Source organism: Enterobacter sp. UPMP701, from assembly GCF_053709515.1.
In genome coordinates this window covers 66,889-85,451 of record NZ_JBSKJN010000013.1, presented here as the reverse complement: position 1 = coordinate 85,451, position 18,563 = coordinate 66,889, and the positions used below count along the sequence as shown (strand labels likewise).

At 53.6% G+C, this 18,563-nt stretch carries 18 protein-coding genes; 3 read left to right on the top strand and 15 right to left on the bottom strand.

All coding sequences use genetic code 11. The features are described 5' to 3' along the window. Nucleotides 1-2: 2 nt before the first annotated feature. On the bottom strand, nt 3-1,142 hold the full coding sequence (locus tag ACWKXT_RS20770; protein WP_454533322.1) for an efflux RND transporter periplasmic adaptor subunit: 1,140 nt from the start codon (nt 1,140-1,142) through the stop codon (nt 3-5). A 383-nt stretch (nt 1,143-1,525) separates the two neighbouring features. Here ACWKXT_RS20770 and envR point away from each other — a divergent pair, with 383 nt between their 5' ends. After that, on the top strand, nt 1,526-2,242 hold the full coding sequence (envR, locus tag ACWKXT_RS20765) for an acrEF/envCD operon transcriptional regulator (RefSeq protein WP_454529627.1): 717 nt from the start codon (nt 1,526-1,528) through the stop codon (nt 2,240-2,242). Here the strand turns inward: envR and ACWKXT_RS20760 are convergent. The 14 genes from ACWKXT_RS20760 to acuI all read right to left on the bottom strand — a co-directional run bounded on the left by ACWKXT_RS20760 (nt 2,158) and on the right by acuI (nt 15,076). Beyond that, on the bottom strand, nt 2,158-4,239 hold the full coding sequence (locus ACWKXT_RS20760; RefSeq protein ID WP_454533321.1) for a putative bifunctional diguanylate cyclase/phosphodiesterase: 2,082 nt from the start codon (nt 4,237-4,239) through the stop codon (nt 2,158-2,160). The genes envR and ACWKXT_RS20760 overlap by 85 nt on opposite strands. A 138-nt stretch (nt 4,240-4,377) precedes the next feature. Further along, entirely contained in the window at nt 4,378-4,542 is a 165-nt protein-coding gene (locus tag ACWKXT_RS20755) for a DUF2556 family protein (protein WP_014885446.1), read from the bottom strand. A 179-nt stretch (nt 4,543-4,721) separates the two neighbouring features. Further along, nucleotides 4,722-5,018 (bottom strand): DNA-binding transcriptional regulator Fis, encoded by a 297-nt coding sequence (gene fis / locus ACWKXT_RS20750; protein ID WP_000462905.1) that lies wholly within the window; start codon nt 5,016-5,018, stop codon nt 4,722-4,724. Nucleotides 5,019-5,041: 23 nt separating this feature from the next. Next, nucleotides 5,042-6,007 carry a tRNA dihydrouridine synthase DusB gene (dusB, locus tag ACWKXT_RS20745; protein WP_008502861.1) on the bottom strand — a complete coding sequence of 322 codons (966 nt, stop codon included), beginning with the start codon at nt 6,005-6,007 and terminating at the stop codon, nt 5,042-5,044. 330 nt (nt 6,008-6,337) lie between these two features. Beyond that, a complete protein-coding gene (locus ACWKXT_RS20740; RefSeq protein WP_454533320.1) occupies nt 6,338-7,078 on the bottom strand; it encodes a carbonic anhydrase in 741 nt (246 codons plus the stop codon). A gap of 126 nt (nt 7,079-7,204) precedes the next feature. Then, nucleotides 7,205-8,086: a 50S ribosomal protein L11 methyltransferase gene (gene prmA / locus ACWKXT_RS20735; RefSeq protein ID WP_454533319.1), complete on the bottom strand. Its 882-nt coding sequence runs from the start codon at nt 8,084-8,086 to the stop codon at nt 7,205-7,207. An 11-nt stretch (nt 8,087-8,097) separates the two neighbouring features. Further along, nucleotides 8,098-9,549 (bottom strand): sodium/pantothenate symporter, encoded by a 1,452-nt coding sequence (panF, locus tag ACWKXT_RS20730; protein WP_454529633.1) that lies wholly within the window; start codon nt 9,547-9,549, stop codon nt 8,098-8,100. After that, entirely contained in the window at nt 9,539-9,781 is a 243-nt protein-coding gene (locus tag ACWKXT_RS20725; RefSeq protein ID WP_006178860.1) for a YhdT family protein, read from the bottom strand. The genes panF and ACWKXT_RS20725 overlap by 11 nt, the downstream gene beginning before the upstream one ends. A 108-nt stretch (nt 9,782-9,889) precedes the next feature. After that, nucleotides 9,890-11,239 (bottom strand): acetyl-CoA carboxylase biotin carboxylase subunit, encoded by a 1,350-nt coding sequence (gene accC, locus ACWKXT_RS20720; protein WP_003860388.1) that lies wholly within the window; start codon nt 11,237-11,239, stop codon nt 9,890-9,892. Nucleotides 11,240-11,249: 10 nt separating this feature from the next. Then, on the bottom strand, nt 11,250-11,714 hold the full coding sequence (gene accB / locus ACWKXT_RS20715) for an acetyl-CoA carboxylase biotin carboxyl carrier protein (protein ID WP_008502856.1): 465 nt from the start codon (nt 11,712-11,714) through the stop codon (nt 11,250-11,252). A gap of 21 nt (nt 11,715-11,735) precedes the next feature. Beyond that, nucleotides 11,736-12,188 (bottom strand): type II 3-dehydroquinate dehydratase, encoded by a 453-nt coding sequence (aroQ, locus tag ACWKXT_RS20710; protein ID WP_454533318.1) that lies wholly within the window; start codon nt 12,186-12,188, stop codon nt 11,736-11,738. 234 nt (nt 12,189-12,422) lie between these two features. Continuing rightward, nucleotides 12,423-13,022: a protein-methionine-sulfoxide reductase heme-binding subunit MsrQ gene (gene msrQ / locus ACWKXT_RS20705; protein WP_454533317.1), complete on the bottom strand. Its 600-nt coding sequence runs from the start codon at nt 13,020-13,022 to the stop codon at nt 12,423-12,425. Next, nucleotides 13,023-14,024, bottom strand: coding sequence for a protein-methionine-sulfoxide reductase catalytic subunit MsrP (gene msrP, locus ACWKXT_RS20700; RefSeq protein ID WP_454529622.1), 1,002 nt, complete (start codon nt 14,022-14,024; stop codon nt 13,023-13,025). Between the two features lie 77 nt (nt 14,025-14,101). Further along, a complete protein-coding gene (gene acuI, locus ACWKXT_RS20695; RefSeq protein WP_454529621.1) occupies nt 14,102-15,076 on the bottom strand; it encodes an acrylyl-CoA reductase (NADPH) in 975 nt (324 codons plus the stop codon). Between the two features lie 182 nt (nt 15,077-15,258). Here acuI and csrD point away from each other — a divergent pair, with 182 nt between their 5' ends. Both csrD and mreB read left to right on the top strand, forming a co-directional pair. Then, nucleotides 15,259-17,199: an RNase E specificity factor CsrD gene (gene csrD, locus ACWKXT_RS20690; RefSeq protein ID WP_454529620.1), complete on the top strand. Its 1,941-nt coding sequence runs from the start codon at nt 15,259-15,261 to the stop codon at nt 17,197-17,199. Nucleotides 17,200-17,481: 282 nt separating this feature from the next. Then, nucleotides 17,482-18,525, top strand: a complete 1,044-nt coding sequence (gene mreB / locus ACWKXT_RS20685) for a rod shape-determining protein MreB (RefSeq protein ID WP_000913396.1) — start codon at nt 17,482-17,484, stop codon at nt 18,523-18,525. Nucleotides 18,526-18,563 lie beyond the last annotated feature (38 nt).

Genomic DNA, 18,563 nt, shown 5'->3' with positions numbered 1-18,563 from the left:
CCTTAACTGGCGGGAGCCGTGGTGGTATCAGGCGTGGCAACGACGGTAGCCCCAGGCCTGACTTTTTGCAGGCCGCTGACGATCACTTTGTCACCGTTTTTCAACCCTTCCGTCACCAGCCAGCGATCGCCGATTGCCTGAGGTGCAACAACAGTGCGTGATTCAACCTGATTTTTATCATTAACCACCAGTACGGTTGCGTCGCCGCGCGGTGTGCGGGTAACGCCCTGCTGCGGAACCAGAATGGCATCTGGCTGTGTGCCTTCATCAATGCGGGCACGAACAAACATCCCCGGTAACAGCAGATGTTGAGGGTTAGGGAAAATGGCGCGCAGGGTAATTGATCCAGTACTTTCATCCACCGTAACGTCAGAGAACTGCAACGTGCCTTTCAGCGGATAGGGCTGACCATTCTCCATCAGCAGCTCAACGCTGCTAGCCTTATCGCCTTTTTGCAGGCTCGTCTGCTTCAGACGCATAAATTCATTGCTTGACTGGGTGACATCGACATAAATCGGATCAAGCTGCTGGACCGTTGCCAGCGCTGCGGCTTGCCCGTTCGTGACGAGCGCCCCTTCCGTCACGCTGGATTTACCGATGCGGCCATCAACAGGGGACGTCACTTTAGTGTAAGCAAGATTGATGCGTGCACTTTCAACGCCCGCTTTTGCAGCGACGACGCTGGCATCTGCCTGCTGAGCCGTGGCTACGGCCTGGTCATACTCCTGCTTGCTGACGTACTGTGTTCCCATCAGCGGGAGGTAGCGTTTCACCGTCAGGTGCGCAATATTAGCAGCCGCCTGTGCCTTTGCCAGCTCGCCTTTCGCGTTGTCATAGGCCGCCTGATAGGGCGCAGGATCGATCTGGTACAGTGAATCCCCTGCTTTTACATCGCTACCTTCCGTGAAGTTGCGGCGCAGGACGATACCGCTAACCTGTGGACGAACCTCCGCAACGCGGAATGCATCTGTTCTACCCGGGAGTTCAGTTGTGACAGCCAGAGGCGCGCTTTTCACAATATGAACGCTGACCTGAGGTGCCTGCGCATGTTGTTGTTGGTTTTCCTGGCCATCGCATCCAGTGAGCAGTACAGCGCAGACAATGAAAACGGATAAGGGCAAGCGTCTGAAATGATTCGTCATTACTGTTCCTTTAAATACCCATTAACCGATGTTTGCCGTAGATCGGTAGTTGGGACAGGGAAAAAATAAAATGTAGCTGCGTATAATAATGAGGGTATTTAATGTTTTTTAATTTATAAGTGCGAATGACGAGGCCTGACGGGAAAATCAGAATCAGACCCGGATAAAATGCGGGTATACTTCTGTCAAACTTATCAGGTAAATAAGGTTTAATGCGCTTATCTATTCATTCTGTGAATATAAATATCATTATGTATTTACTTTGATTATAAATTAAGAAGATTGACTTTTTTTGTGCAAAATTAAAACGCGTTTTAGTGAATACTTTCGCACATCTTAACCCGGTGTCCCGTATCAACCTTGTGAGTAACGAGTAGCTGTCTATGGCACGTAAAAAGAAAGAAGAGGCTCAACAAACCCGACAGCAGTTGATTGAGGCGGCTATCGGGCAGTTTGCGACGCGAGGCGTAGCCAACACGACCCTGACGGATATCGCGGATGCCGCGAAGGTGACGCGCGGCGCAATCTACTGGCATTTTGCCAGTAAAGCCGAAATATTTAACGCTATCTGGGAACAGCAGTTACCGCTTCGGGATGTTATTCGCGACAGACTTTCTCTTTCTGAAAACGATGACCCGTTGTTAATGCTTCGTGAGCAATTTATTACTGCATTGCAGTATATTGCACGGGAGCCCCGTCAATGTGCGCTTCTGCAAATTCTGTATCATAAATGTGAATTTAATAGCGATATGATTTCCGAGGCTGAAATCAGAAAACGGATTGGATTCAATTATGACTTTTTGCGCGTCACGCTGGAAAAATGTATTTCCCGAAAAATCGTTGCGCCGCAGGTGAATGTTGAACTGACAATGATTGTGTTCCACGGTTTTTTTAGCGGAATCATTAAAAACTGGTTAATGAATAGCGACAGTTTTAATCTTTATCAGCAGGCTCCCGCCCTGGTCGATAGTATTCTGGCGACACTCCCGATCATGCGAGTATCGCCACATGATGATTACAGCTCAGCGCCAGGCAACATTTCGCCCCGGGCGCAAAGCGTCTCGATGGTCTGCGCGCTGACAGGCTTACCTAACAGATAGCCCTGAAGGGTGTTACAGCCCAGCTCCGTCAAAAAGGTTTGCTGCGCTTCGGTTTCCACACCTTCAGCCACGACTTTTAGATTCAGCGTTTTTGCGAGGGCCACAATCGCTGAGACAATGGTCGCATCCTCGCTTTCACCACTTAATTCTTTCACAAACGCCCTGTCGATCTTCAGTTCACACGCCGGTAAACGCTTAAGATAGAGCAGGCTGGAATAGCCAGTACCAAAGTCATCAATGGAGGCTTTCACTCCGGCATCCGTCAGCTCTGTCAGCACCCGCACGCTTTCATCCGGGTTGCTCATTGCTGTGGTCTCCGTCACTTCCAGAATGAGCATTTCCGGCGGGACGTGATGAAGGGCAAGGCAGTCGAGAACCGTTTTAACCAGCGATGGTTGTTCAAACTGCAATGTCGACAGGTTGACTGCCATAGACCAGTTATGATGTCCCTGAAGGTGCCATTCCCTCAGCTGACGACAGGCTTCGTTGATTACCCAGTTACCAATGGGGATGATGAGCCCGGTTTTTTCCGCCAGCGGCAGGAAAAGGTCCGGCGTCAGTAACCCCTGTTTAGGGTGTTGCCAGCGCAGCAGCGCCTCAAACCCGAGCAGAGGTCCAGCAGGCGCTTGAAACTTTGGCTGATAAAGCAGGCGCAGTTCATTGCGATCGATAGCCATCCACAGGTCGTTCATTAACTGAAGATGGGTCTGTGCCAGAGTATTCATGGAGGGCTGGAAGAAGTGATAGCCGTTTCGACCCATGTGCTTGGTGTGGTACATCGCTGCGTCGGCGTTAAACATCAGCTCACGTTCGCTTTTGCCGTCGTGAGGATACAGCGCGATGCCTATGCTGAGAGTCACCACCAGTTCATAGGGGTCGATATTGAACGGGCTATCAATGGCCCGCACCAGCGAATTTGCCAGCGAGGCCGCATCGTCCGGTCCTTCTCCCTCTGCCAGCAGAACAAACTCATCGCCGCCAATGCGTGCAAGGGTGAATTGGCCCTTCAGGAGATGCAGCAGACGCTGCGTAACGGCGACCAGTAGCCTGTCACCGATATCATGACCGTAGGCGTCATTGATGGCTTTAAAACCGTCGAGATCCATGAACATCAGGGCAAAATGGGTACCTTCACGATCGGCTTTGCTGATGGCCTGATCGAGTCTGTCTTCCAGCAGGATACGGTTGGGCAAGCGCGTCAGGGTATCCTGCAATGCCAGTTGAGCGAGCTCCCGGTTAGCTTCTGCAAGCGACGAGGCCAGAAGGGCGGTACGTGCCTGCAGGCGGGCATCCAGCATCGATACCAGCAACGTGATCCCCAGAATCGAGAGCGCGACGACGCTGACCAGCACCGCCAGCCAGCTTCCGTTGATGCCCTGATGATGAACCATCGTAGACATCGGAAACTGTGCGGCTTTCATTCCTGCGTAGTGCATGCCGGCAATGGCAACCCCCATCGTGATGGCGGCCCCCATGCGCATCAGTACCACCTGCGCGGCTTCGTGACGCAGGCGAAACGTCAGCCACAATGCAGCAAGCGAAGCTGCAAGTGCAATCACGACAGACATGGCCACCCAGCCTTTGTCCCAGATAATCCCGGGCATCACTTCCAGCGCCGCCATACCGGTGTAATGCATAGCCACAATACCGCTTCCCATCACCAGCGCGCCGGGCAGCAGGCGGCGTAAGCGCAACTGCTCGCAGCTGACGAGCCATAGTGCAAACAGTGACGAACCGACGGCGATGACCATGGATAAAATCGTCAGGGTCGCGTTGTAACTCATGCTCATGGAGAGATCCATCGCCAGCATGCCGATAAAGTGCATGGCCCACACGCCAATACCCATTGCAATACCGCCCCCCGCCAGCCAGATGCGCGCAGCGGCACCCTGACTCCCGGCGACGCGTGCAGCCATATTCAGCGCGGTATAAGCCGCAAGGATAGCAACAACAAAGGAGAGGACGACAAGGATAGGGTTGTATTGGCTAACCAGCATGGACGGTTCTACTCGAGTGTGATGTTACGCAAGAGCGGTTGAGAAGGGCGAGACATTATCACCGTAAGGGAACGGCTCAAAGGGATTTAAATCCCCGTTTTTCGTAGGTAATAACGGGGCGGCAGTGACGTGAGGGAGTCAATCGAGTTCTGAACAGTTCACTAATTTCAGCGGATTGACGGAGTTCATATTGCGGCACTTGTCGGTTTCGGTGCTCATCAGTTCAATCCACTGCATCAGGAGGGCATCGAAAAGGAAAACGGAGATTGCAAAGACAACCAGCCACCAGTATTTACGAATCATTGTGTCATTCCGCGAGAAGAGAGCCACTGAAGTGGTGGAAATATACACGAAAAGCAGCGGTTTAAAAGCGGGATAAGGGAAGGTTTACAAAGCGTTGACGGTGACAGAAGCGGGTAATAAAAAAGGCGCATCCCCATGCCAGGTAGCGCCTTTTTAAACAAGCAGTTAGCTAATCGAAATTAGTTCATGCCGTATTTTTTCAGTTTCTTACGCAGAGTACCACGGTTGATACCCATCATCAGCGCAGCGCGGGTCTGATTACCGCGGGTGTATTGCATCACCATGTCCAACAGTGGCTGTTCAACTTCAGCCAGTACCAGCTCATACAGGTCATTAACATCCTGACCGTTCAGTTGAGCAAAATAGTTCTTCAGTGCCTGTTTAACCGAGTCACGCAGGGGCTTTTGAGTTACCTGATCCTGAGAGTTAACGGTAGAAACGGTCAGTACGTCAGAATTTACGCGTTGTTCGAACATAGTTCTGTCAGCTCTTTATTTCATTACGCAAGATTTTCGAAGTATGCCTCCAACGCCTCCAGCTGTTCGCTGGCATCCTCAATGGCGTTGAATGTGCGCCGAAACTGGTCATCTGGAGCGTGCTCCTGGAGATACCAGGAGACGTGTTTACGCGCAATTCGGTACCCTTTTGCCTGACCGTAATGGTCATGCAGTTCCCGAACATGCGAACAAAGCAAGCGCTTTACCTCTGCCAGAGGCAGTGGGGCAAGCAGCTCCCCAGTGTCCAGATAATGCTGGATTTCCCGGAAGATCCAGGGTCTTCCCTGAGCTGCACGTCCTATCATCAGAGCATCAGCTCCCGTATAGTCGAGTACAGCCCTGGCTTTAAGCGGGTCAGTTATGTCGCCATTCGCGATAATCGGAATGGAAACCTTCTGCTTAACTGCCCGAATGCTGTCGTATTCAGCTTCACCATTGAACAAACAGGCGCGAGTGCGTCCATGGATGGTCAGGGCCTGAATGCCACAGTCTTCGGCCAGTTGGGCAATCTCTACACAGTTACGGTGTTCCGGCGACCAACCCGTGCGAATCTTTAACGTAACAGGAACGTCCACTGCGCTGACAACCGCCGTCAGGATAGCTTTCACCTGGTCGGGGTATTGCAGAAGGGCTGAACCTGCAAGCTTGCGATTCACCTTTTTGGCCGGGCAACCCATATTGATATCAATAATCTGGGCACCACTTTCCACGTTAATACGCGCGGCATCTGCCATCTCTTCAGGGACGCTTCCGGCAATTTGCACGGTGCGAATACCTGGTTCATCAATGTGCACCATCCGAAGGCGGGATTTGTCGCTTTCCCAGACCTGCGGGTTAGACGACATCATCTCGGATACGGTTAAACCGGCTCCCATCTCATAGCACAGCGTCCTGAACGGCCGGTCGGTAATACCTGCCATTGGGGCTGCGATCAGGCGATTTCTAAGCTGGTGGTGTCCGATGCGCATGAGTTAAGAAATGACCATACTGTGACTGCAAGGCGGCGTATATTACGCATTTTTTGCACGAGATGAAAGGCCAAACTTTGAACAATCCACTGTTGTAGATCAAGGAATCGCCGCGCAATCTTTTCGTTTAAAATTATTCATTATTGAAATCATTGGGTTATGCGGTGGTGGTTATTTTATGTGCGCTTACAATTTCCCGTAACTTCTCATCATTTCTGAATAAATGCGACACATGAGCGGGATAATCTGCTGTTTTTAGCAGCAGATTTCCCTACTTCTTTGCGATCTGCGTCGCATTTTAGAACATGATATCAGGACAAAAAATAGTCGTTATTCGACGACAACACGACCATGGAGGGACTGTACCGGACGGTTATTATCGTGATGCATTGTGTGGGTGAATTTTTCGAGCTGCTCGGCAGAGACCGTCAGAGGGTGCTTGAGCACAATCCAGGTGACGCCTTCCGAACATGGTGGTGTAGTCAGCGAGCCGCTAAAGCGCCAGTACGTTTTATCTTTCGGCAGCAGTGTGTTCAGATTGAGATCCTGTTTGATGGAGACGTTCTGCTCAGCCTGCTGAGGCATTACGTTCCACAGTTTATCAAGCTCCGGATTCCTGGCCCCTTTGTCGAACATGACTGCAACAACCGTCAGCTCTCCCTTCGCATTTTTATGTACAAGGTGCATTTCCATCGCGTAATGCTTGCCATGCACGGTATTTTCGCTCGGCGCGTGGAAGTGGAACTGCTGTAACGTCCAGGTTTGCTTATCCAGCGTGATGGTGTCGCGGGTGTCAGCCTGTTCGCTTGCCTGAATGGTATGGCCGTTGTTTGTCAGCGTCACAGGGCCATCAATGTAGTGCGTTTGCAGCGGGGAAAGATGGGCGTTAGCGGTTGAATCAATATCAATCGGAGACTGGTACATTCCGCTTTGACAGGTTTTGTATGCCTCATCCAGTTCGCCCCAGTGCTCCGGTGAACCTTCTCCTTTGTAGCTCCAGTGTGATGCGCATGCTGAAGCCGAGATCATGCTCAGCGCTAACAGCGCTGCCTTGCTATAAATGAGTCTCATAATATTCTTCCTGTGAATTTTATTATCCAAATCATAATTTACCCTTATGATTTGTAGGGTTATTTTACCTGAAAAAGGAAGAATGCCAGAGGGGAGAAAGCGTGGTCAGAGGACCACGCCAAATACTTATTTTTTACGACCGGTAATACGGCACCACTCTTCTTTCTCTACAACGGGGTCGAGATCGAAAAGATCGGTGTAGGCTTCGCAAACGCTGTCCGCCTGGCTTGCCAGGATCCCGGAAAGGCCCAGCAGACCGCCCTCAATAGGCAGAACGCTGATTAACGGGGCCAGTTCACGCAGCGGGCCCGCGAGAATGTTAGCGACCACCACATCGGCTTTCATGGCTTTTGGCTGTGCATCCGGCAGATACAGCTCCAGACGATCGGAGACGCCATTACGCTCTGCATTATCGCGGCTGGCCTGAATGGCCTGCGGATCGATATCGATCCCGATGGCTTTCGCCGCGCCCAGTTTCAGGGCGGCAATCGCGAGGATCCCGGAGCCGCATCCGAAGTCGATCACCGTCTTACCGTCCAGATCCAGACCGTCCAGCCATTGCAGGCACAGAGAGGTGGTTGGGTGGGTGCCGGTGCCAAACGCCAGGCCTGGGTCGAGCATCACGTTGACGGCATTTTCATCCGGTACATCGCGCCAGCTAGGACAAATCCACAGGCGTTTGCCGAACTGCATCGGGTGGAAGTTATCCATCCACTCGCGTTCCCAGTCTTTGTCTTCCAGCTGTTCGATTTTGTGCACAAAACCCGCGCCCAGCAGTGGATGATTTTCCAGAATAGCGACGACCTCTTTCATGTCGGTTTCGGCATCAAACAGGCCAATAACGTCAGTGTCACCCCACAGGCGCGTTTCGCCCGGCAGCGGCTCAAACACCGGCGTGTCATGCGTGTCCTGGAAGGTAATGGAGACAGATCCGGCCTCCATCAGCGCATCGCTCAGCTCTTCGGCGTTCGCGCCGGTTGTATTCAGTTTTAGTTGGATCCACGGCATGGCAAAACTCTTTATTTATCAGTAGAAATCATAGCGGTTTGCGGGGCGGGCTGGCCGAAACGGTTCCCCACCACAAACGCCAGTAAACTTAGCAGTAACGAAGGCACAATCGGATGGAAGCCCAGGTACTGGATTTTAAACGTTGCGAGCACAGCGTAAAGCACGCCGCCGACAATCATCGCGCTCAGCGCGCCTGCAGCATTCGCGCGTTCCCAGTAGAGCCCCAATACCAGCGGCCACAGGAAAACGGCTTCAAGGCCGCCAAACGCAAGCAGGTTCAGCCAGATAATCATCTCCGGCGGACGCCATGCGGCCAACAGCAGCAGAGCCCCTAACGCCAGGGTGATGACGGCCGACATTCGCTTCAGACGGCGTTCATTTTCAACCTGCTCAGGGCGAAGATTCAGGTAGAGATCTTTAATGATCGTAGCGGAACTTTGCAGTAACTGGGCGTTAATGGTCGACATAATCGCCGCCATTGGCGCCGCGAGGAAAATCCCGGCGGCGAAGGGCGGCAGCACTTTGACCATCAGCGTCGGGATCACCAGATCCGGCACGGTAAGGTCAGGGATCACCGCACGTCCCAGCGCGCCCGCCAGGTGCATACCAAACATCAGAATCGCGACCACTATCGTCCCGATAATGATCCCTTTGTGAACGGCTTTGCTGTCTTTATAGGAGATACAGCGCACGGCGGTATGCGGCAGGCCAATTACCCCGAAGCAGACCAGCACCCAGAACGACGTCATAAACGTCGGAGAAAGGATGTCATCCGCGCCCTGCGGTGAAACCAGTTTCGGGTTAATCGCTTCCAGAGTTTCCACGGCATGACTGAGGCCGCCAGCCGCATGAACAATCCCCACCAGCAGAACGATCGTGCCAATGAGCATAACCATTCCCTGTAGCGTATCGTTCAGCACGCTGGCGCGGAACCCGCCAAACGCGGTATATAGCGCAATGCTTACCCCAAAGATGAGCAAGCCTGTCTCGTAGGGGATCCCGGCCGCCGTTTCCAGCAGGCGAGCCCCGCCGATAAACTGTACCGTCATCGCGCCAATAAAGGCCACCAGCAGGCTTAAGCTCGCCAGCCACACCAGCAAGCGACTGCGGTAGCGGGCAAACAGCATATCGTTGAGCGTTACGGCGTTATAGCGGCGCGCCAGGATGGCAAATTTTTTGCCAAGAATACCGAGCGAGAGCCAGACGGCAGGCAGCTGGATCATGGCCAGCAATACCCAGCCTAATCCGTATTTATAGGCAGCACCGGGGCCGCCAATAAACGAGCTGGCGCTGATATAGGTGGCGGTCAGCGTCATCGCCAGTACAACGCCGCCCATAGACCGGCTGCCGAGGAAATACTCACTCAGGAAAGCGCCGGTCGCCCTTTTACGCATGGCATAAATGGACAAACCAAACACGATCAGCAGGTATGCGACAAGCGGCAGAATGACTTCAAGCTGCATCATCGTCCTCCAGCGGAATATCGCGATAGATGAATTTCACCATTGCCCAGCACAGCAGAATAAACACCAGCGGTACCAGCAGGCAGGCCATTTCGAACCAGTGCGGCAGGCCGGTGATGCCAATGGCGGAGTCAGGTAAGTAAGCGGTTACTAACCATGCGGCAAGATAGAGAAGGGTCAGCCACAGCGCCCAGCGCGCTTCTTTATGGGCCTGAACAAAACGTTTGTCCATTTTTTGTCCCTTGTGGATGCAGAAAGCGGGGATTGTACATGATGGGGCGTGGCGATCCCCAGAAATAAAAAAGGCCGGATAATCCGGCCTTGTCGCGTGAGAGCAGTCTTACTTCTCGTTAAGACCGAGTTTTTTCTCCAGGTAGTGGATGTTAGTTCCACCATTCTGGAAGTGCTCGTCGCTCATAATGCGCATCTGCAGATCAACGTTGGTTTTGATACCATCGATGATCAGCTCCTGCAGGGCGTTCTTCATGCGGGCAATCGCCACGTCACGGTTTTCGCCGTAGCAGATAAGCTTACCGATCATTGAGTCATAGTACGGCGGTACGGTGTAGCCGGCGTAGATATGAGATTCCCAACGTACACCAAAGCCACCCGGCGCGTGGAAACGCGTGATTTTACCCGGGCTTGGCAGGAAGGTGTTCGGGTCTTCGGCGTTGATACGGCACTCTACCGCATGGCCTTTCACCACAACTTCTTCCTGCTTGATGGACAGCGGCTGACCGGCTGCGATACGCAGCTGCTCTTTAATCAGGTCAACGCCGGTGATCATTTCGGTAACCGGGTGTTCAACCTGAATTCGGGTGTTCATCTCAATGAAGTAGAACTCGCCGTTTTCGAACAGGAACTCAAAGGTACCCGCCCCGCGATAGCCGATATCGACACACGCTTTGGCGCAACGCTCGCCGATGTAGCGACGCAGTTCCGGGGTAATGCCCGGCGCTGGTGCTTCTTCGACCACTTTCTGGTGACGACGCTGCATGGAGCAGTCACGTTCTGCCAGATAGATCGCGTTACCCTGACCGTCAGCCAGCACCTGAATTTCGATGTGGCGTGGGTTTTCCAGGTATTTTTCCATGTACACCATGTCATTGCTGAAAGCGGCTTTCGCTTCTGCTTTGGTCATGGAGATGGACTGCGCCAGTTCAGCATCGCTGCGCACAACGCGCATACCGCGACCGCCGCCGCCGCCGGACGCCTTGATAATAACCGGGTAGCCAATGCGTTTAGCATGAGCACGGTTAGCATCCATGTCGTCGGTCAGAGGGCCGTCAGAGCCTGGTACGGTTGGAACACCGGCTTTTTTCATCGCGGTGATCGCAGACACTTTGTCGCCCATCAGGCGGATAGTGTCGGCTTTCGGACCGATGAAGATAAAGCCAGAGCGTTCAACCTGCTCAGCAAAGTTGGCGTTCTCAGAGAGGAAACCATAACCCGGATGAATTGCCACCGCGCCGGTGATTTCAGCGGCGCTGATGATAGCCGGGATGTTCAGATAGCTTTTTACGGATGGAGCCGGGCCAATACAGACCGTCTCATCCGCCAGCAATACGTGTTTTAAATCGCGATCCGCGCTTGAGTGCACGGCCACGGTCTTGATGCCCAGTTCTTTACAGGCACGAAGAATACGCAGTGCAATCTCGCCACGGTTGGCGATAACAATTTTATCCAGCATGTTCGCCTCGTTACTCGATGACGACCAGCGGCTCGTCAAATTCAACCGGCTGACCACTTTCGACCAGAATCGCTTTCACAGTACCTGACTTGTCAGCTTCGATCTGGTTCATCATTTTCATCGCTTCAACGATGCACAGGGTATCGCCTACGTTGACTTTCTGACCCACTTCGATGAACGCCTTCGCGTCCGGGCTCGGGGTGCGGTAGAAAGTACCAACCATTGGGGAACGTACGATGTGACCACTGATTTCTGCTGCAGCGGCAGGTGCGGCTTCAGCTGCTGCTGGCGCAACGGCTGCGGAAAGCGCAGGCTGCTGCACTGGCGCAGCGTAAGCTTGCTGCATTACCGGGAAGCTAGCGGCTGGGGCTGCACGGCTGATGCGTACAGACTCTTCGCCTTCAGAAATTTCCAGTTCGGAGATGCCTGATTCTTCAACCAGCTCGATCAGTTTTTTAATCTTACGAATATCCATGAGTGGGTTCCGTACTCTTGTTTAGTGTGATTGTGACAAGCGTTTTACCGCTGTCTGTAAAGCGTATGAATAGCCGTCTGCGCCCAGTCCGCAGATAACGCCAGCAGCGATATCCGACAGATACGAATGGTGGCGGAACGGCTCTCGGGCGTGCACGTTACTCAGGTGGATCTCGATAAACGGGATACTCACCGCGAGCAGTGCGTCGCGGATAGCAACACTGGTGTGCGTAAACGCGGCCGGATTGATCAGGATATAGTCCACAGTGTCTTTAGCCTGATGAATACGGTCGATGATTGCGTACTCCGCGTTTGACTGAAAATGGTCCAAATCCACATTCAGCGAGGTTGCATCCGTGCTCAGACGGTTAACAATTTCGCTCAATGTCAGCGTGCCGTACTTCTCTGGCTCACGGGTCCCGAGCATGTTCAGGTTCGGTCCGTTTAAAACTAAGATATGGAACTTATCAGTCATTATGCCGCTATCTCCTGCGATCTTCCGGTAAAAAACAAAATATACCGTCGAAGCGCAAATGTCACCATTTCAGAGGCCTAAAACCACTGTCGGGCGAACCAAGGTCGCACATTATAACGATTTCGTAGCATTTGGCAGCTAAATACTGGTCTTATCAGGGAAGATTATCAACCGCAATCCAAAAAAGATTTGCGGTTGAGAGGTAATCTGCGGGAAAACGCACAGTTTCGCGAACTATCGCAACCACTGACGGAACTTCTTATAACGCCATGCTAAAAGCGCCACGGCTGCCAGCGCATAGAGGACCGGCTGCGGAGAGAGGATCTTCACCGACCACAAATAATGAATGGGCGCGAGGATCGCGACAAGATAGACGAAGTTGTGCAGTAACTGCCAGCGACGGCCCAGCTTGCGCTGCGCATATTGCGTAGATGTGAGTGCTAAGGCCAGTAAAACCACCCAGCTCACGATACCCAGCGTCAGATAAGGTCGAGTCACCAGTTCGCGGCCAAGCAGCTCCAGATTGTTAATTCCCAGTTCTAGCAGGGCGTAGCTGGTAAGGTGCAGCGTCGCCCAGGCAAAACACCATAGCCCCAAAAGCCGTCGGGTGCGTATCAATAATGGTTGTTTAGCGTAGCGCGCCAGCGGCGAGACGAGCAAGGTTGCCAGCAAAAATTTCAGAGCCATCCGACCCGTAAAATGCTGAATGTCCTTTGCCGGATCGGCGCTAAAGAGCCCCTGACTGGCCGCCCAGAACAACCAGAGAAAAGGAAGTATCCCGGCTAAATGCAGCAGCACTTTCAGCCAGGTGATCTGCTTTGCCGTTAAACGCACTCAGAAGTTCTCCCGTAAATTGAGACCACGATAAAGGGACGCCACTTCATCCGCATAGCCGTTAAACAGCAGCGTGGGTTGACGCTTCACGTCCAGCGCGCCGCCGGAGCCAATAAAGCGTTCCGTCGCCTGCGACCAGCGAGGATGATCCACATGCGGGTTCACATTGGCAAAGAAACCATATTCGTTCGGGGCTGCCAGGTTCCAGGTCGTTGGCGGTCGCTCGCGGGTCAGCTTAATGCTGACGATAGATTTAATCCCTTTGAAACCATATTTCCACGGCACGGTTAAACGGGTGGGGGCACCGTTCTGCGGCGGGAGCGCCTTGCCGTAAACGCCGACGGTCAGCAGGGTAAGGGGATGCATGGCTTCATCGAGACGCAACCCTTCGACATACGGATACTCAAGCCCGCCGCCGATAAAACGATCCTTCTGACCCGGCATCTCGTCCGGGGCGTAGCGCGTCTGGAAGGCGACATATTTTGCATTGCTGGTGGGTTCAACCATCGCCAGCAGCTTATGCAGCGGGAAGCCTACCCAGGGCACCACCATCGACCAGGCCTCGACACAGCGCATGCGATAGATACGCTCTTCGAGCGGGAAGCGGGTGGTCAGATCGTGATGGTCCAGCGTCAGCGGTTTCGCCACTTCGCCGTCGATTTTCAGCGTCCACGGATCGGTTTTCATGCTGCCAGCATTGGCGGCAGGATCGGCTTTATCCAGACCAAATTCGTAGAAGTTGTTGTAGCCGGTGACCTTATCTTCCGGCGTGAGCGCCAGCGAGTTTTGCCATTCGGCGGGTTTGGTAAAGGTAAGTGGCGTACCGGAAGGCGCCTTAGGGCGATCGTTGCCTTTAAACCAGTCGAGCAGGTCGGCGTGTGCCGCTGGAGAGAGCGTCAGTGCGGTGGCGCTGATGCCAAGCATTTTCAGGATCTGGCGGCGCTGTAACATAAAGACAGACTCAGACGTTACGTCGGCTTCCGTCAGTTTTCGGTTTTTCATGGCATCCTCCGTCATGCGTTTTTCTAAGCATGACGGAGGAGAAGGATTAGCGCGAATATGTCACGAAAATTTGAAGATTAGGCGATTTTCACCAGCGCGCGGCCGTGGAACTGGTTATCCATAATCTTACTGGCATATTCCGGTGCCTGGTCGAGCGTAATCTCGGTAGCGCTCTGCGTATAGAATGATTCCGGCAGATCGCGCACCAGACGCTCCCACGCTTCTGCACGGCGAGCCGCAGGCGTCATTACGGAATCCACACCCTGCAGGCGGACGTTACGCAGAATAAATGGCATCACGGTCGTTGGCAGGGCAAATCCACCCGCCAGGCCGCAGGCTGCCACGCAGCCGCCGTAGTTCATCTGCGCCAGAATTTTTGCCAGCACCTTATCACCGACAGTATCCACCGCGCCTGCCCAGAGCTGTTTTTCCAGCGGGCGGGTTTCAGCAAACTCATCGCGGCCAAGAATGCGGCTGGCACCGAGCTGGCGCAGGTAGTCATGCGTACTTTCACGGCCAGAAACCGCCGCGACCTGATAACCCAGTTTATGCAGCAGCGTGACTGCCGTGCTGCCCACGCCTCCGCTGGCACCGGTCACGACAATTTCACCTGACTCAGGACGAACGCCAGCATCTTCAAGGGCCATCACGCACAGCATGGCGGTAAAGCCTGCGGTGCCGACGATCATCGCTTTGCGGCCATCCATGCCTTTTGGCATCGGCACCAGCCAGTCACCCTTCACGCGAGCCTGCGTTGCCAGCCCGCCCCAGTGATTTTCACCCACGCCCCAGCCGGTGAGCAGCACCTGCTGGCCAGCATGGAAACGCGGATCTTCGCTGCTGTGAACCCGGCCAGCAAAATCGATACCCGGCACCATAGGGAAATTTCGGATGATTTTACCCTTACCGGTAATAGCCAGCGCATCTTTATAATTTAAACTGGACCAGTCGATGTCGACGGTTACTTCGCCTTCCGGCAGTCGGCTCTCTTCTACGGCCTGTATTGAGGCAAGCGTTTTGCCGTCCTGCTGTTCTAAGATCAAAGCCTGCATACGGGGTCCTCACAACTCATATGATGGGAAAAAACTTTCTGAAGACTATACTCGCTCAGGGTAAAGCAATGCCGATTTAACGCAATAAATTGCCAGATACGCCAGGTTTGGTAGTATGCCGCATTTGAAATGCAAGTTAGCGCTTACTCGCTACCCCATCAACCCACGGAGTAATCTCAAGGATGCGATTAACGACGAAGTTCTCGGCTTTTATTACCTTGCTGACGGGGCTTACCATCTTTGTCACGCTTCTTGGTTGCTCTCTGAGCTTTTATAACGCCATTCAGGACAAACTGGTCAACCGGGTGGAATCTGTTGCGTCGGTCATTGATACGCGTCTGCTGACTACGCCGCTCCCTGAGCTATCCCGGGAACTGGATGAGTTGATGGTGCCGGTTGATATTATTCAGATCGACATTCAGCAGGGAAAGCATCAGGTGTTAAGCCATGAACGGCAGGGAAGTTATCGACCTGCGGGCGTGGTAAGCCAGTATCGTGAAGTGACGGTACACTCCCTCAAAAATCCGGGCATGACCATCCACATGGTCTACCTCGATCCGATGGCCAGCTATTTCCGCTCCATGATGACCACTGCGCCGCTCACCGTCGCTGTCGCATTCATTATTCTGCTGATTTTTCTCGCGGTCCGCTGGCTGCGCCGCCAGCTTTCAGGCCAGGAGCTGCTGGAGATCCGCTCCGTACGTATCCTGAACGGTGAACGCGGCCCGCAGGTGCGCGGCTCGGTTCACGAATGGCCGTCACGCGCCAGCAGCGCGCTGGATACGCTGCTCTCCGAAATCCAGTTTGCCAGCGAACAGCGCAGCCGTATGGATACGCTGATCCGCTCTTATGCCGCGCAGGATAATAAAACAGGCCTGAACAACCGCCTTTTCTTTGACAACCAGCTTGCCACGCTGCTCGACGACCCGGAAAAAGTGGGCACCCACGGGGTGGTGATGATGGTCCGCCTGCCCGATTTCGATCTGCTGCGTGATACCTGGGGACAGCGCGCCGCGGAAGAAAATCTCTTTACGCTGATCAACCTGCTCTCCACCTTTATTATGCGCTACCCAGGGGCGTTGCTGGCCCGCTACCACCGCAGCGACTTTGCCGTGTTGCTGCCGCATCGCACGCTCAAGGAGTCAGAGAGCATCGCCAGCCAGCTGCTGAAGGCCGTCGACGCGCTGCCGCAAAGCAAAATGCTCGACAGAGACGATATGGTCCATATGGGGATCTGCGCCTGGCGCGGCGGGCAGTCGACAGAGCAGGTAATGGAGCATGCGGAAGCGGCGACCCGTAATGCCGTGCTGCAGGGGGCGAACGGTTGGGCGGTCTATGACGATTCGCTGCCGGAAAAAGGGCGCGGAAACGTGCGCTGGCGTACTCTGATTGAGCAAATGCTGAGTCGCGGTGGACCACGAATTTATCAAAAGCCGGCGGTCCAGAAAAACGGTAACGTCCACCACCGCGAGCTGCTGTGCCGTATTTTTGACGGCACGGAAGAGGTTATTTCTGCGGAATATCTGCCGATGGTGCTGCAATTTGGGCTGTCCGAAGAGTATGACCGCCAGCAAATTACGCGGTTGATCCCGTTTTTATCCTTCTGGCCTGACGAAACTCTGGCATTACAGGTTACCGTGGAGTCGTTAATTCGCCCGCGTTTTCAGCGCTGGCTGCGTGATAGCTTAATGCAATGCGAAAAATCGCAACGCAAACGCATTATTTTTGAACTTGCTGAGGCTGATGTGGGTCAACACATCAGCCGGTTGCGTCCGGTGGTACGTTTGATCAACGCGCTCGGCGCGCGCGTAGCGGTGACGCAGGCAGGTTTAACGCTGGTCAGTACCAACTGGATCAAGGAGCTGGATGTCGAGTTATTAAAATTACATCCGGGGCTGGTAAGGAATATTGAAAAGCGCACGGAAAACCAGCTGCTGGTACAGAGTCTGGTTGAAGCGTGCAAGGGAACGCGAACGCAAGTATTTGCCACGGGCGTGCGCTCCAGAGGTGAATGGCAGATGTTAACAGAGCGCGGTGTTATGGGCGGTCAGGGTGATTTTTTTGCCGCCTCTCAGCCGCTTGACACCAACGTGAAAAAATATTTGCAAAGATACTCTGTTTGACCTGCCGTTTACTTTGTTTTCACGTAGAATATCGCGCCTGTAGCTTTGAGTATGTCGAGCAAAAAGCCAGTGAACGACCTTTAACGGGTTACAAATGTTTGTGAGGAACACGACTGTTTACTCAGCCCTGAGGGAGTCAGGGGATGATTTTGTAACATCAGGAAACGTACTGCACAAATTTTCACCGTTGCAGATGATTTTTGCGCCTTGTCGCTGCTGCGTGTGGTTGGTAAAGTAAGCGGATTTTGTTTTCCGCCCCAGCTTTCAGGATTATCCCTTAGTATGTTGAAAAAATTTCGTGGCATGTTTTCCAATGACCTGTCCATTGACCTGGGTACCGCGAATACCCTTATTTATGTAAAAGGACAAGGCATCGTATTGAATGAGCCTTCTGTTGTGGCCATTCGTCAGGATCGTGCAGGCTCGCCGAAAAGCGTGGCCGCAGTGGGTCATGACGCGAAGCAGATGCTGGGTCGTACCCCTGGCAACATTGCCGCCATTCGCCCAATGAAAGACGGCGTTATCGCTGACTTCTTCGTGACTGAAAAAATGCTTCAGCACTTCATCAAGCAGGTTCACAGCAACAGCTTCATGCGTCCAAGCCCGCGTGTTCTGGTGTGTGTGCCGGTTGGCGCAACCCAGGTAGAACGTCGCGCAATCCGTGAATCCGCTCAGGGCGCAGGTGCGCGTGAAGTGTTCCTGATTGAAGAGCCAATGGCTGCGGCCATCGGTGCTGGCCTGCCTGTTTCCGAAGCCACCGGCTCTATGGTGGTGGATATCGGTGGTGGTACCACTGAAGTGGCCGTTATCTCTCTGAACGGCGTGGTGTACTCCTCTTCCGTACGTATCGGCGGTGACCGCTTCGACGAAGCGATCATTAACTACGTGCGCCGTAACTACGGCTCTCTGATCGGTGAAGCAACCGCAGAGCGCATCAAGCACGAAATCGGCTCTGCGTATCCGGGCGATGAAGTGCGCGAGATCGAAGTGCGTGGCCGTAACCTGGCGGAAGGTGTTCCACGTGGTTTTACCCTGAACTCAAACGAAATTCTGGAAGCGCTGCAGGAACCGCTGACCGGCATCGTGAGCGCGGTGATGGTTGCGCTGGAACAATGCCCGCCAGAACTGGCATCCGATATCTCCGAACGCGGTATGGTTCTGACCGGTGGTGGTGCGCTGCTGCGTAACCTCGACCGCCTGTTAATGGAAGAGACAGGTATTCCTGTCGTAGTTGCAGAAGATCCACTGACTTGCGTCGCCCGCGGTGGTGGCAAGGCGCTGGAAATGATCGACATGCACGGCGGCGACTTGTTCAGCGAAGAGTAGTCATGGTGAAAGGGTAGCGTATCGCTACCCTTTCTCTC

What these genes read in the sequence shown, in the direction of transcription:
- ACWKXT_RS20770 (WP_454533322.1), bottom strand. Translation starts at nt 1,142, where the DNA reads ATGACGAATCATTTCAGACGCTTGCCCTTATCCGTTTTCATTGTCTGC.
- envR (WP_454529627.1), top strand. Translation starts at nt 1,526, where the DNA reads ATGGCACGTAAAAAGAAAGAAGAGGCTCAACAAACCCGACAGCAGTTG.
- ACWKXT_RS20760 (WP_454533321.1), bottom strand. Translation starts at nt 4,239, where the DNA reads ATGCTGGTTAGCCAATACAACCCTATCCTTGTCGTCCTCTCCTTTGTT.
- ACWKXT_RS20755 (WP_014885446.1), bottom strand. Translation starts at nt 4,542, where the DNA reads ATGATTCGTAAATACTGGTGGCTGGTTGTCTTTGCAATCTCCGTTTTC.
- fis (WP_000462905.1), bottom strand. Translation starts at nt 5,018, where the DNA reads ATGTTCGAACAACGCGTAAATTCTGACGTACTGACCGTTTCTACCGTT.
- dusB (WP_008502861.1), bottom strand. Translation starts at nt 6,007, where the DNA reads ATGCGCATCGGACACCACCAGCTTAGAAATCGCCTGATCGCAGCCCCA.
- ACWKXT_RS20740 (WP_454533320.1), bottom strand. Translation starts at nt 7,078, where the DNA reads ATGAGACTCATTTATAGCAAGGCAGCGCTGTTAGCGCTGAGCATGATC.
- prmA (WP_454533319.1), bottom strand. Translation starts at nt 8,086, where the DNA reads ATGCCGTGGATCCAACTAAAACTGAATACAACCGGCGCGAACGCCGAA.
- panF (WP_454529633.1), bottom strand. Translation starts at nt 9,549, where the DNA reads ATGCAGCTTGAAGTCATTCTGCCGCTTGTCGCATACCTGCTGATCGTG.
- ACWKXT_RS20725 (WP_006178860.1), bottom strand. Translation starts at nt 9,781, where the DNA reads ATGGACAAACGTTTTGTTCAGGCCCATAAAGAAGCGCGCTGGGCGCTG.
- accC (WP_003860388.1), bottom strand. Translation starts at nt 11,239, where the DNA reads ATGCTGGATAAAATTGTTATCGCCAACCGTGGCGAGATTGCACTGCGT.
- accB (WP_008502856.1), bottom strand. Translation starts at nt 11,714, where the DNA reads ATGGATATTCGTAAGATTAAAAAACTGATCGAGCTGGTTGAAGAATCA.
- aroQ (WP_454533318.1), bottom strand. Translation starts at nt 12,188, where the DNA reads ATGACTGATAAGTTCCATATCTTAGTTTTAAACGGACCGAACCTGAAC.
- msrP (WP_454529622.1), bottom strand. Translation starts at nt 14,024, where the DNA reads ATGAAAAACCGAAAACTGACGGAAGCCGACGTAACGTCTGAGTCTGTC.
- acuI (WP_454529621.1), bottom strand. Translation starts at nt 15,076, where the DNA reads ATGCAGGCTTTGATCTTAGAACAGCAGGACGGCAAAACGCTTGCCTCA.
- csrD (WP_454529620.1), top strand. Translation starts at nt 15,259, where the DNA reads ATGCGATTAACGACGAAGTTCTCGGCTTTTATTACCTTGCTGACGGGG.
- mreB (WP_000913396.1), top strand. Translation starts at nt 17,482, where the DNA reads ATGTTGAAAAAATTTCGTGGCATGTTTTCCAATGACCTGTCCATTGAC.